Below are 12,317 nucleotides of genomic sequence, written 5' to 3' on the forward strand. Positions count from 1 at the left end.
CGCCAAATGTTCTGACGACGGACAGTGTGCCCCAGATCAACATACACGTCGCGCAGGCCGCCGGCCGGCGTCGTCAGGAACTTGTCTGCCCAGCCATTGAAGGCGTGCAGCGTCGCCAGCGGTGTCTGAAGGGCGGTGCGCCCATCGCCCGACAGGCGCTCGTACCCGAGTTTGAGCGTGGTCGGTCCATGCGATATCCCTGGCTCGGCAAGCAAATAAGTATGCGCACTGGTCGCCAAATTGCCCCCGTGCGGGGTCTGACGGGCATATTCGAGCGCGTAGAGCCCGCGCCAACCGGGCGCCAGTGCGGCCCCGCCACTGATCCGCGCGCCAAAGGTCTGGCTCGACAAGGAAGGCGCCGCGGGAACGTCCAGCCAGTAACCAAAGGCCAGTGCATTGTGCCCGTCCGCCACCCGGATGCCCACGCGGGCCATGCTTATGGCCGTATCGCGCCATACGCCTTGCGGGGAATCGGGCCCGAATACGCGGTTGACCCGCCAGGCGTGGGCAAAGCTGGCTGCGATTGGCTGACCTGGGGCTGGTTCGATCGAGATCTGCACCGCATCCAGCGTCTGGTCGTTTTGCCGCCACCCGACTGAGCCGATCCAGCGCTGGTTGTCGTAATTGACCACCTGTCGGCCGACCGTGGCGGTGAGCTTCGGCCCGCCCTGCCAGCGCAGGTAGGCTTGGTTGAGCAGAATGTCGGGCGGATCAGCGACAACCGGCCGGCGGACAACGCCGTTGGTGGTGTCGTTATAAAGGGCATTGTCGAGCGCGGCGATCGCTTCCCCCTCGATCACCGCAGTCAGCCCGCTGACTGGTGACACGCGCACCCCAAGCCGCGCGCGCAACGTGGTCGCGTGGGCGTCATCTGGCAAGCCGGCTTGCTCGACAAATTCGTGGCGCAGGCGAAAGTCGCCGTAAGGCGTGATTAATCCCGCAGGGTTGGAAGGTGGAGTGGCCGGGGCTGGTGCTGGCGCGGTCTGCGCCAGTGCCGGTACGGCACCGACCGCACTGGCAAGCAGAAACGGGATGATCAGCAAGTGGCGCATAAAGCCCTCGAAGATAGTGAGCATCTAACTATCAGCTGGCCCAACGACCCACGGGGTGATGCAGGTCAATTGCTGCTCGTGGAGCGCTCAGTCTGCGAGAAACTCCACTTCCCCCGTATGCATGTGATAATAGGCCCCAACGACCTTCAGCGTGCCGGCTCGCTGCGGTTCGAGGAATGCGGGCGAAGGTTGCGACCGCAACTCGCCCACGACTTGCCGGACATTCTGACGCGCGGCGGAATCAACCAGATCTTCGGCCCAAGGATCGGCACACAATACGGCTGGGACGATCTGCTGCAACACCTTGTTGATATTGGCGGTCTGCACCGCATGATCGCGCACCAGCGACACCGCCGCCCGCACCGCGCCGCATCCTTCATGGCCCATCACCACGATCAGCGAGATGCCCAGATTGCTGACTGCGAATTCGAGGCTACCGAGCGCCGTAGAGCACAGTGTGTTTCCGGCGTTTCGAACGATGAACAGTTCACCTAACCCCCGGCCGAACAGCAGCTCCGGCGGCACCCGCGAATCCGAACAGCTGAGATAGGCGGCAAAGGGCTGCTGTCCGGCCGCTAGCTCCAGCCGACGTTCGCGATCTGTTGGCTCGGTAACAATTTCGCCAGCCAGAAACCGCCGGTTTCCGTCGCGCAGTCGCTCAAGCGCTTCCGCAGGGGTAAGACTGCTCATTGGCATTGTTTACGTTATCGCGTTTGGCATGGTTTGAGGCAGATCAATTGCGCTAGGTCTGGATAGCATCTCCAATGACGCGCCTTGACCCTCTCACATAGCGGGATACACACGTTCCAATTGTTGAGAAAACCCACGGTTTTCTGCGGGTTTCCGGAAGGTGAATTTGTGGAGCGGATTCCCGCTACCCGCTCCACCTCCCTGAGATTTGCGCAGAAAACCGCCAGAATCTACGTGGCAATTCGGCCGCCCGATCGGCCAGGACCAGGGCACCCAGCGGCGGACCTGATGGCATTCCGGGCGCCTGCATTGTTCGATAAGGGCGAGCATTGCGCTGTGGAGGCAAGCTCGGCAGAATTCCTGGTTGCAGGGCCCGATATGAGGCGAGCCAGACAGCTGTCATGTCGATGGGCGGCATGCGCTATGCAGAGGAGTATCACGTCGAGCGGTACCTGCGTGAAGTGTTGATCCCGCGCTCGCCCCTGTAAGCCCGCACCAGATCATGAACTTCATCGCCGAAAAGGTGCTGGAGCTGCCGCGAAATTACTGAGAAACGAGGAACCACGGATGAAGATGCGCAGCTGGCTGTTCGCGCCCGGTGACAGCGATAAGATGGGTAAGGCGCTGGCCGGCCCAGCGGATATCATTCTGCTCGATCTCGAAGATGCGGTGGCGACCGAGAACAAGCCCCTCGCCCGCAAGATGGTTCACGATTTCCTCTGCGCCAACGCGAAGGAGCAGGACCGCATCTGGGTGCGCGTCAATCCGCTCGACGGCCCATTTACGCTGGATGACCTGGTGACGATTATGCCGGCAAGGCCCGGTGGTATCATGCTGCCTAAGGTCAACGGTCGCGCGAATGTTGAGCTGCTCGACCATTATTTGACCGCGCTGGAAGCGGCCAACGGAATCAAGACCGGTTCGACACCGGTGATCGTTCTGATCACCGAGACTGCCGAAGCCATGTTCCACACCGGCGACTACAAGGGCGCACCGCGGGTGGTGGCGCTGACCTGGGGAGCAGAAGACCTCGCTGATTCACTTGGGGCCAGTTCCAACCGCAACCCCGACGGCGCCTACAGCTTCACCTACGAGATGGCGCGCAGCATGACCTTGCTGGGTGCGGCAACTGCCGGTGTGGCCGCAATTGAAACCATCTCCGGGGATTTTCGCGATCTGGATGCCTTGCAGGCACGAGCCGAGAAAGTCCGCTGCGACGGTTTTGCAGGAATGCTGGCGATCCATCCCGCGCAGGTCGACGTCATCAATGCCGCCTTCACTCCTAGTGAGGAGGAAGTAGCGCAGGCGCGTGAGATCGTAGCCCTGTTCGAGGCCAATCCTGGGGTCGGCGCGATCGGCTGGAAGGGTGGCATGCTCGACCGCCCGCACTTGTCACGCGCTCAGCGCCTGTTGGCGCAGGTGGAGGGTCGGTGACCATTGCCGTAGCGGCACGCGAGCTCAATCTCGCCCGCTTCCTCAAGCCCCGCGACAGGATCGTCAGTGGGGAAGCAGCCAAACCGGCTATTTTTTTGTCGCCCAGTTGGTCGCCTACCAATGCCGCTGTTCAGGGCTTGAGCACCACCTTGGTCCATTCGTTCTGGTTGTCGCGGAAGTTGCGATAGCCGTCGGGCGCTTCGGACAGCGGCAGGCGGTGGCTGATCAGGAACGTGGTGTCGACTTCGCCATTCTCGATCCGTTTCAGCAGGTCGGCGGTATAGGCCTGGACATTGGTCTGCCCGGTCTTGAGCTGCAGGCCTTTTTCCATCAGCGCGCCCAGCGGAAACTTGTCGGCATAGCCGCCGTATACGCCCGGCATCGAAATGCGCCCGCCCTTGCGGCACGCGGTGATCGCCTGGCGGAGTGCGGCCGGCGCGTCCGCGCCGATGCCCACGCGCTGCTTCACCTTGTCGAACAGGGCGAAGTTGGCGAACCCGTGGCTCTCCATGCCGACGGCATCGATCACGGCATCGGGGCCGATCCCCGCGGTGATTGCGCGCAGTTCGTCCAGCACGTCCACCTGTTCATAATTGAGCGGGATGGCGCCGAACTGCGTGGCCAGCTCCAGCCGGTGGGGATGGTGGTCGATCGCCACGATCTGTTCCGCGCCCAGCACCTTGGCCGACTGGATAGCGAACAGGCCCACGGGGCCGCAGCCCCACACGGCCACGGTATCGCCCGGCTCGATATCGGCGTTGAGCGCGGCCATCCATCCGGTCGGCAGGATATCGGACAGGAACAGCACCTGCTCGTCGGTCAGGTGGTCGGGCACCTTGATCGGACCGACATCGCTGAACGGCACGCGGACATATTCCGCCTGCCCGCCCGCATAGCCGCCGGTCATGTGGCTGTAGCCGAACAGGCCGCCCGCGTGGTGGCCGAACATCATTTCGGAAGGGCCGTGGGTTTCCGCCGGGTTCGAGTTGTCGCACGCCGCGAACTGCTGTTTTTCGCAGAAGAAGCATTTGCCGCACGAAATGGTGAAGGGCACCACCACCCGGTCGCCCTTGGCCAGCGTGCTCTCGACACCCACATCCTCAACCACGCCCATGAATTCGTGGCCCAGGATATCGCCCGGTTGCATCGTCGGGATGACACCGTTGTAGAGGTGCAGGTCGGAACCGCAGATGGCGGTCGCGGTGATGCGAATGATCGCATCGCGGGGGTTGACGATCGTGGGATCGTCCACCGTGTCGACGCGCACGTCATGCTTGCCGTGCCAAGTTAGCGCTTTCATGCCGCTGTGTCCATCTGGGGTGTCCGCCGTGCGGTGGCGATCTCGCCGCTCTCGATGAGCATTTTCGCCCGGCGCAGGGCGAGGCGCAGGTTGGCCGGGCCTGCGGGGTCCTTCATCAGGGCGAGCTTTTCGCCCAGCTTGCCTTCCGTCGGCTCATCGAGCGCAAGCCGGACCTTGGTGCCGCGCTCTCCCGGGGCCGGCTCGCAGCGCAATTCGCCCGCCACCTCATCATCATCGCGGCTCGCAATGATGCGGATCGTGCCCTTGGCGCCTTCCTGTGTTACGATCGCGGTCCAGCCGGAGCCGCCCGCCCCGGCGTTAAGCAAGCGCGTCCACTCCGCCTGCTTGCTCAAGCGCGCAACGACGGTCTCTACCGGCGCGTTGATCAGCGCGTAGGACGCGGCTTCGCGCTCACTGGCCGGCGAATTCTTGGATGCAAGCGAATCGCGGTTGCGCCAGGCGACGCCCCCAGCGACGGCGACCGCGCCGATCGCCAAGGCTGACCTCAAGACTTTGCTGGTTTTCATGGCGTGTCTCCGCTTGCCGCACAGTGGGTGGCGGAAAGGTAACGACCAAGAATGAGGTTAGTGCCTGCCGGTTCGAATTTAGTGAGTCGAAGGTACCGCCGCGAAGCCCGCGTCCTTTTCGCATGGGTCTCGTTGGACTGCAGAATGACGACCCTGATACCGGCCCAACACTGCCCGCACAAGATGATGCGCCGTGGGGACGAAGTGCGCTTCCGAAAGAAGTGCCTCGTCAGCCGCCATCTCCTCGTCTATCTCGCAGCCATCGTCGGCGCGGCGAGCTCCCTGGCGAGGAGGTCGATGCGGTAGTTTGGGCGGGTGCGATGCTCGGCCACCCGCCACGCTTGCGTCCCGAACAGCTCGACTGCGCGTTCGCCACTGATGGGAAGGTCGTTTGGCCCTGTCCAGTTGACCAGCAGGCACAGCCCGTCGTCGGCAAGCGTCTGCCGTGCCAGTGCAGAGGCATGGGCGATCTCCTCCGCCGAAAGGAAATACAGCACTTCGGAAAAGACGATCAGGTCAAACTGACCTTTCGGCCAATCGTCGGGCACCTCGCCATGCCGGAACGTCACGTGCGGCTGTGCATCGAGTCGACGCTTCGCGAGCCGCAGCGCCTCGGCCGATACGTCGATGGCGAGCAGCCGTTCGCAGATCGGTGCCAGGCGCTCGGTTAGGATGCCGGTCGAACAGCCGATCTCTAGCCCGCTGGTGAAGCGGCGCCCGCCGAGAACCGCCATCGTCTCGTCGCGCTTGCCGCGCTCGTAAGCGCTGGTTTCGACCGCCCAGGGGTCGGGGTTCTCGGCATAGAGCCGGTCGAACGTCACCGCGCGCTCGGAGGGGGGCTCAGCCACGCAGAAAGATCTCGGGGTGGTCGGCGAAGTGCGCGGTCAGAGCGTCGGGCATCCGGAACGCCCCGGGGTCGTCGTCGATGAGGTCGGTGAACTGCGATCGGTGCTCGGCGATCGCGGCGCGCTTGCGGGCAAGATGGGGTGGCGAGGCAAACAGCCGCAGCTCGGCCTCGTGATGCGCGACCTCCTCGCCGAAGCGGCCCCAAACCGGAAATCGCCACAGAACCGCGCCAAGCCGCTCTGCCAGGCGGCGGGCAAGCGTGGCGGCAGTCAGATGGTCGCAATGCGGGTCATGCTCCCACGTCGTCCACACCGCGCGTGGCCGGAGCGGGCGGGCGAAGGCGACTGCGCATTCAAGATGATCCATGGTCAGGTCGCTTTCCGTGCTGCACCCGTCCGGCAGGCCGAGGCGGTGAACCGGCACCTCGGCCCCGCCGGCAAGCGCGGCCAGCGATCGGGCCAGCTCCGCCTGCCGCAACGCGACCAGCCGCTCGCGCCCGAACCGGGCCGACCCGGCATGTGAACCCTCGCCATCGGTCATCAACACTACCCCGATCCGCCGCCCGGCATCCGCCGCCGCAGCCAGCGCCATCCCGCAGCCGATCGCCTCGTCGTCGGGGTGGGGGACCACCACCAGCAGCCCGCCGGGCGGAGTGAGCTCGTCGAGGTGGGCGTAGGGCGCCGCGGCGGCATCACGCAGCAGCGCGCCGGCGGCCTCGCCCGGCACCGTCACAGCTGCTCGATCCGGACACCGGCCTCCAGCAGGGTGCCGACAGCCCGCGCGCGCTTTGCATCGGGGGCGGCCTGGCACAGGAACAGCGCGAGGTCGCGGCGCATGCGCTCGATCGCGCTGCCCTCGACGTGCGCCGCCATGCCGAGCGCGCGTTCGACCGCGCCGATGACCGTGCGGCAACTGTTCTCGGTCACCTCGCGGGCAAACAGCGAGAGAGCCGCCTTGTGGGGCTGCGCGCCTTTCGCCTCTACCTCCGTTGCCGCGCGCAGCAGCCACAGGCGCGCCGTTTCGAGGGCGATTGCGCTGGCCGCGATGCGGTCCTGCTGGTGCGGGTCATGAATACGGCCTAGGCCGGCGAGCGTCTCGCACATCGCCGCGTGCAACGCTTCCGCGCCGCCGAGATGCGCCGCGCAGTAGCGCCAGACACCGCCTTCGAAAAAGGGCTCGCGATAATAATCGCCGGCGCTGCCGAGCATCGCGCGCGGCGGTATCGCGAGGCCGGTGAAGTCGTACCGGCCTGAACGGGTCGCCCGCATCCCGGCCATCGTCCATGCCGACGGATCGGCGCGCGCGCCATCGTCGGCCGGGACGAGCAGCAGTTGGTCCTTCGCCGTCACGACGACATGGCGCACCACGCCGAGGCCCGAGGCGAACCGCTTCGCACCGCTGAGGACCAGCGCGCCGTTATCAGGCAATGTCAGCGGGCAAGCAGGATCGTCCGCCCCCCAGACCCCGAACAGTGCCCCGGCACGGACGGCGGCGAAGCTCTCCTCGCGCAAATCGTCCGCGGCATAGAGCGACACGAGCTTCACCGCATTCATGTGCCCTTCGTAAAGCCGCGCGACCGACAGATTGCTTCGCCCTAACGCGCGAAGGGCGTCGAACGCGGCGAGCGTGCCGTCCGGCTCGCTGCCCCAGCCCGAACCGCCCGCCGCTTGGGGGAGGCAGGCGGCGAGCCACCCCGACTGGTGGAGTGCGGCCACGTCGGCGGCGACATCGCCCTCGCGGTGATCGGCTGCGCCCGCGCGTTCGGCAATGGCGCGAAGGAGCGGAGAGGCTTCAGGATCAGGCGACATCGGTCAGCCCCACGGCGGCACCGTCGTCTTCGCGCGCGAGCAGCGCCTCGGCGATAGCGAGCTCACTCAGCACTTCGCCGTAATGCATCCTTGGCGAGCGCAGGTGCGCGTCGCTCCCCAGCCGCTGGGCGAACAGGCGGTAGCGTTCACGCCCGGCGGGCAGCGCATTCCACAGCGTTGCCCGCCGCCGCAAAGCGTTGACCGGGATGAGCAGTTCGTCGCAAGCGGGATCGGGGTGGGTCGCGCGTTCTTGCAGAGCGGCGGCGCAGCCACCCTCGGCGCGCCCGTCGAACCGGCCCGAGGTCACCGTTTCGCCCTCGATCAACTCGCCGATCGGGTAGCCGCGTTCGAGCATCGCGTGGGTGAGCGCCTTGTCCTCCCCCACCGAGGGGGTCGGCAGCCCGCCGAGCGCGCGATAGGCCGCCGCGCATACCGCCATGCTTGCGCCAGAAGCGCGGATAGCGAAAGGGGCGACCGCGGCATCGGTCCAGCGGCGCCACAGCCGGTGGCTGGCGGCGAAATAGGCGCGCTCGGCGTCGCCCACCGCGCGCACTTGCGCGGGCAGGTGGGCAAGCTCGGCCTCGTCGAGCCGAATGTCTTCCCACACCAAACGGCAGCCTTGCTGCCACATGGCGAGCATTCGTGCAGCCCAGCTAGGCGCGACCTGGCTGTCCGCATCGCTCGTCAGCAGCAGCCCGCGGGGCGCGACCCGTGCTGCCACGTCGAGCGCCAACCGCCGCGCATGGGGCGCGTTCCGTATTTCGGAATCAAGCGCGACATCGACTAGGCACAGCGGCACCCCGCATTCCGCCGCCCAGGCGCCGATGATCGCGGCGGAGGCATCGCTGCTGTTGTTAACCACCGCCACGACGCCCCCCGATTGCGGTGCGGTCTCCAACGCAGTGCGTAGCGCGGTTAGGGTTCGCGGCAGGTAGCTCTCTTCGTTCCGCACCGGCAAAGCGACCACATAATTGAGCGGCGCGTCGAGCGTATGAAGGAAGGTGCGGACCGTCACACGCCCGGCGAAAGGCGCGCCGGCGATGATCGCGTCGAGATCGCGCCTGCTGAAGCGAACGCCGGCATCGGCGGGTGGCGGTGACAGATCGCGATGATACAATTCGGCGGTCCTCGCAGCGGCAAACCTTTGAGATACGCGCGGCACGCCTCGTGGTTGCTTAACAATTCTTGATCGGCGCTCTCTTTTGGCCCCCGCTTGACCGGCTAAGGTCATTCTCACAAGCGGCGGGGATGACGCAACCGATCCCGCTTCCGCCCCCACCGGATTTGCGCACGCTAATTGCCGCAGGTCCTGTGGCGCTGTTCCTCGATTTCGACGGGACGCTGGTCGAACTTGCGCCCACGCCTGACGCCATCGTCGTACCGGCGGGACTTGCCGGCAACCTCGTGCAGTTGTCGGAGCGGCTCGATGGGCGGCTGGCGCTCGTTACCGGGCGCGACCTTACCGATCTGGCGCGCTATCTGGGTGAGCTACGGGTTGCCTGCGCGGGCTCGCACGGCGCAGCCCGGCGGCGGGCGGATGGCGCTGCGCTCGATGGGCCGGCAACACCGCTCGACCCCGCCATCGTTGCCGAGGTAGAAAGTTTCGCCCGCATCAGCGGCGCGCGGTTCGAGCGTAAGGATCACGGTGCCGCCCTGCACTCACGCACCGCGCCAGCGCTCGAGCAGCCGAACCTTGACTTCATGGAGGGGCTCGCCGCACGTCGAGGTCTTGCCTTCAAGCGGGGCAACTTCGTGGCCGAGGTGACCTTGCATGGGGCCGACAAGGGCGCGGCGGTGCGCGCATTTATGACAACCGAGCCCTTCACGCGCGCGCGCCCGGTGTTCATCGGTGATGACGTGACCGACGATGACGGCTTTGCCGCGGTCCGCGAACTAGGGGGCCTCGCCATCGCGGTGGGCGCGCGGCCGGCCCCTCTGGCCCATTTCGCCCTGGCATGTCCGGCGGCGGTCCGCGATTGGCTGGGCGTATGACGGTCAGGCCCACCATGCTCGACCGCTGGCCATCGGCAATCGCTGGCCTTGAGTTCGCCGCGCTGCTGCTGGTGCAGACGCTTGCCAATGCGACTACGCCCTGCGGCTGTTCGATAAAACAAAATCGAGACCGGCGAAATATGGGGAACTTCTCACGAAACCATTCGCTGGTTGCGTTGGCCGACTGCACGATGCGATTATGCAAGAACTGGATTATATTCCGCTGACTTTCCTGTGACCCGTCTCGTCATTATGTCCAACCGGGTGGCCGCGCCGAATGCGCGCGGCGCCGGAGGTGCGCAGGGTGGGCTGGCCGGTGCGCTTCTCGGCGCGCTGAAGAGCCGCGGAGGCCTGTGGTTCGGCTGGTCGGGCGAAACCGCCGAGGCGCCTTCGGACGAGCCCGCCCTCAGCACAGAGGACGGCGTGACCTTCGCCACCGTCGATCTCAGTCCCGCAGAGGTAGCCGACTATTACGAAGGCTATGCCAATTCGACGTTGTGGCCGTTGTTCCACTACCGCCTCGACCTGGCCCAGTACGAGCGCGACACAGGCATCGGCTACGAGGCGGTCAACGAACGGTTTGCCGATTGCGTCTCCCCCCTTCTGCGACCCGACGATGTCGTCTGGGTCCACGATTACCACCTCATCCCGATGGGCGATGGCCTGCGCCGCCGCGGCTTTCAAAACCGCATCGGATTCTTCCTCCACATTCCCTGGCCGCCGACCCGGCTGCTGACCTCGCTCCCCCATCACGAGCGGCTTGTGCGTGCGCTGCTCGCCTACGACGTCGTTGGCTTCCAGTGCGACGAGTGGCTCGACAGCTTCCAGCATTATTGCGCCAAGGAACTCGGCGCCATCGTTGACGAAGACAGCGGCGAGATCATCATCGGCGGGCACTGCACCATCGCCAGGACTTTCCCTATCGGGATCGATTTCGACCATTTCACCGAACTCGGCGAGACCGATGAGGCGCGTCAGACGGCGCAGCGCATCTTGTCCAGCACGCGCGAGCGCACCGCCATGATCGGCGTCGACCGGCTCGATTATTCGAAGGGCCTCCCCGAACGGCTCGACGGGATCAGCCGTTTCTTCGAGCGCCATCCTGAACGCGTGGACGACCTCGTCTTCATTCAGATTGCACCGCCCAGCCGCACAGATATTGCAAGCTATCAGCAGATCCGCGCAACGCTCGAGCAAAAGACCGGACAGATCAACGGCGCCTACAGCCGGATTGACCTCGTGCCGGTCCGCTATGTCAATCAGGGGCTCTCCGCAGCGGAGCTGTTTGGGGCGTTCCGCGCCTGCAAGATTGGCCTCGTCACACCGCTGCGCGACGGGATGAACCTGGTGGCCAAGGAATACGTCGCCGCGCAGGACCCTGAAGACCCCGGCGTGCTGATCCTGAGCCGCTTCGCCGGCGCGGCGGAGCAGCTGAGGCACGCGCTTCAGGTCAACCCGCACAGCCCCGACGATATTGCGCAGAACATCAGGATCGCGCTCGAAATGCCGCTCGAGGAACGCAAGGCGCGCTGGCGACCGATGTTCGACTGTGTCCGCGAAGAAAACCTCGAGATGTGGACACAGAGCTATCTCGATGTGCTCGCCAGCGGGCGGAGTCTTTGACCAGTGGACGCGTCTGAGGTGATCGAGCATCGCCGACGTGCCCTGGTGCACTCACCTCCACACTCGCGCGGGTCTATCCCCGCGCCTTGAGCTTCCAGCATAAAGGGATACCCAGCTTCCCCCCGTTCAGAAACCGACAGTCTTCTGCGGGTTTCAGCGTGGCAAGATCGCCTTGCGGATTCCCGCTACCCCCTCTAAGCCCCTTTGCCTTCCGCCGCGCCCCGTACGTCTGGATAGAGCCCTTTTTTAGCAGGCTTGCTGACGCCCGGTGCGCCTTGAAGTGGGTGGCGTCGATCATCAGCCGGTCGGGTGAGCCGCCATTGGCGGCGAGCGCGAAGAAAATGCGGTTGAACACGCCCAGGCGACTCCAGCGTGTGAACCTGTTGTAGATCGTCTTGTTCGGGCCATAACCGGCCGGTGCATCGCGCCAGCGCAATCAATTCCTGGTGACGCAGATGATACCGCTCACGAACACTTGGCACTATGGCTGAGATGACAAGGAAAAGAGTGCGTCAGATCAATTCACGACCAACTCGCCCAACGTTCTGGATAGGAAGGAGGCAGTTGAAGATCTGAAATGATCGGGCGCCAGAACGCTACAGCTGCGGCAATACATATGTAAGAGCGCAGTTTTGCCCAATACCCGCGCAAATCCGTCATTATCGCGCCGGCTATTGGTCTCGCACACCTAGCTACCTGGAGAGCTACCTAGGCTCAGGACTCATTGCGGCAGCCGGAAGATGACGGTTGCAGCGATACATATGGCGGACATGAAGGTGTGGGCGCATCGGTCGTAGCGGGTGTGGATGCGTCGCCAGTCCTTGAGCCTGCCGAACATGTTCTCGACCTTGTGGCGCTGGCGGTAGAGGGCTGTGTCGTGCGGGATGGGGACTTTGCGGTTGTTCTTTGACGGGATGCAGGCGGCTATGCCACGCTCGGCCAGCGCGGCGCGGAACCCGTCGGCATCGTAGCCCCGATCGGCGAGCAAAGCCCTGGCCTTGGGGAAGGCATCTATCATCAGCGCAGCGCCCTTGTAGTCGCTCAT

13 protein-coding genes and 1 pseudogene are annotated in these 12,317 nt (G+C 65.1%); 4 read left to right on the top strand and 10 right to left on the bottom strand.

Annotation, left to right across the window (positions count from 1 at the left end):
- On the bottom strand, nucleotides 1-1,076 hold a 1,076-nt coding region (locus ILT46_RS11625), incomplete at its 3' end, for an alginate export family protein (protein ID WP_199504810.1).
- 63 nt (nucleotides 1,077-1,139) lie between these two features.
- A complete protein-coding gene (locus ILT46_RS11630) occupies nucleotides 1,140-1,742 on the bottom strand; it encodes a carbonic anhydrase (RefSeq protein ID WP_233397229.1) in 603 nt (200 codons plus the stop codon).
- A 567-nt stretch (nucleotides 1,743-2,309) separates the two neighbouring features.
- Here ILT46_RS11630 and ILT46_RS11635 point away from each other — a divergent pair.
- Nucleotides 2,310-3,176, top strand: a complete 867-nt coding sequence (locus ILT46_RS11635; protein ID WP_199504812.1) for an HpcH/HpaI aldolase/citrate lyase family protein — start codon at nucleotides 2,310-2,312, stop codon at nucleotides 3,174-3,176.
- A 130-nt stretch (nucleotides 3,177-3,306) separates the two neighbouring features.
- On the opposite strand, the gene ILT46_RS11640 is transcribed toward ILT46_RS11635, so the two are convergent.
- From ILT46_RS11640 to ILT46_RS11665, 6 genes are all read right to left on the bottom strand, one after another.
- Nucleotides 3,307-4,476, bottom strand: a complete 1,170-nt coding sequence (locus tag ILT46_RS11640; RefSeq protein WP_199504813.1) for a zinc-dependent alcohol dehydrogenase — start codon at nucleotides 4,474-4,476, stop codon at nucleotides 3,307-3,309.
- The gene (locus ILT46_RS11645; protein WP_199504814.1) at nucleotides 4,473-5,003 is read right to left on the bottom strand and encodes a hypothetical protein; all 531 of its coding nucleotides are present in this window, start codon (nucleotides 5,001-5,003) and stop codon (nucleotides 4,473-4,475) included. The genes ILT46_RS11640 and ILT46_RS11645 overlap by 4 nt, the downstream gene beginning before the upstream one ends.
- A gap of 248 nt (nucleotides 5,004-5,251) precedes the next feature.
- Nucleotides 5,252-5,851 (bottom strand): class I SAM-dependent DNA methyltransferase, encoded by a 600-nt coding sequence (locus ILT46_RS11650; protein WP_199504815.1) that lies wholly within the window; start codon nucleotides 5,849-5,851, stop codon nucleotides 5,252-5,254.
- A complete protein-coding gene (locus tag ILT46_RS11655; RefSeq protein WP_199504816.1) occupies nucleotides 5,844-6,575 on the bottom strand; it encodes a PIG-L deacetylase family protein in 732 nt (243 codons plus the stop codon). Before ILT46_RS11655 ends, ILT46_RS11650 begins: the two co-directional genes overlap by 8 nt.
- Nucleotides 6,576-6,577: 2 nt before the next feature.
- Nucleotides 6,578-7,657, bottom strand: coding sequence for an acyl-CoA dehydrogenase family protein (locus ILT46_RS11660; RefSeq protein WP_199504817.1), 1,080 nt, complete (start codon nucleotides 7,655-7,657; stop codon nucleotides 6,578-6,580).
- Nucleotides 7,647-8,819, bottom strand: a complete 1,173-nt coding sequence (locus ILT46_RS11665; RefSeq protein WP_199504818.1) for a glycosyltransferase — start codon at nucleotides 8,817-8,819, stop codon at nucleotides 7,647-7,649. Before ILT46_RS11665 ends, ILT46_RS11660 begins: the two co-directional genes overlap by 11 nt.
- Nucleotides 8,820-8,905: 86 nt before the next feature.
- Here ILT46_RS11665 and otsB point away from each other — a divergent pair, with 86 nt between their 5' ends.
- The 3 genes from otsB to ILT46_RS11680 are packed head-to-tail and all read left to right on the top strand — an operon-like array spanning nucleotide 8,906 to nucleotide 11,272.
- The gene (gene otsB, locus ILT46_RS11670) at nucleotides 8,906-9,649 is read left to right on the top strand and encodes a trehalose-phosphatase (RefSeq protein WP_199504819.1); all 744 of its coding nucleotides are present in this window, start codon (nucleotides 8,906-8,908) and stop codon (nucleotides 9,647-9,649) included.
- A complete protein-coding gene (locus ILT46_RS11675) occupies nucleotides 9,646-9,876 on the top strand; it encodes a hypothetical protein (protein ID WP_199504820.1) in 231 nt (76 codons plus the stop codon). The genes otsB and ILT46_RS11675 overlap by 4 nt, the downstream gene beginning before the upstream one ends.
- 7 nt (nucleotides 9,877-9,883) lie before the next feature.
- Nucleotides 9,884-11,272 carry an alpha,alpha-trehalose-phosphate synthase (UDP-forming) gene (locus ILT46_RS11680; RefSeq protein WP_199504821.1) on the top strand — a complete coding sequence of 463 codons (1,389 nt, stop codon included), beginning with the start codon at nucleotides 9,884-9,886 and terminating at the stop codon, nucleotides 11,270-11,272.
- Nucleotides 11,273-11,510: 238 nt separating this feature from the next.
- Here ILT46_RS11680 and ILT46_RS12220 read toward each other — a convergent pair.
- A pseudogene (locus ILT46_RS12220) lies at nucleotides 11,511-11,741 on the bottom strand (transposase); the annotation flags it as partial.
- Between the two features lie 252 nt (nucleotides 11,742-11,993).
- A partial coding sequence (locus tag ILT46_RS11690) for a transposase (RefSeq protein WP_233397231.1) occupies nucleotides 11,994-12,317 on the bottom strand: 324 nt, incomplete at its 5' end.

The sequence above is a fragment of the Qipengyuania sp. YIM B01966 genome (genome assembly GCF_016461955.1).
In the GTDB taxonomy this organism is placed as follows: domain Bacteria; phylum Pseudomonadota; class Alphaproteobacteria; order Sphingomonadales; family Sphingomonadaceae; genus QFOP01.

Excerpts from the sequence above, each read along its gene's own strand:
- ILT46_RS11630 (WP_233397229.1), bottom strand. The coding sequence starts at position 1,742 with ATGAGCAGTCTTACCCCTGCGGAAGCGCTTGAGCGACTGCGCGACGGA.
- ILT46_RS11635 (WP_199504812.1), top strand. The coding sequence starts at position 2,310 with ATGAAGATGCGCAGCTGGCTGTTCGCGCCCGGTGACAGCGATAAGATG.
- ILT46_RS11640 (WP_199504813.1), bottom strand. The coding sequence starts at position 4,476 with ATGAAAGCGCTAACTTGGCACGGCAAGCATGACGTGCGCGTCGACACG.
- ILT46_RS11645 (WP_199504814.1), bottom strand. The coding sequence starts at position 5,003 with ATGAAAACCAGCAAAGTCTTGAGGTCAGCCTTGGCGATCGGCGCGGTC.
- ILT46_RS11660 (WP_199504817.1), bottom strand. The coding sequence starts at position 7,657 with ATGTCGCCTGATCCTGAAGCCTCTCCGCTCCTTCGCGCCATTGCCGAA.
- otsB (WP_199504819.1), top strand. The coding sequence starts at position 8,906 with ATGACGCAACCGATCCCGCTTCCGCCCCCACCGGATTTGCGCACGCTA.
- ILT46_RS11675 (WP_199504820.1), top strand. The coding sequence starts at position 9,646 with ATGACGGTCAGGCCCACCATGCTCGACCGCTGGCCATCGGCAATCGCT.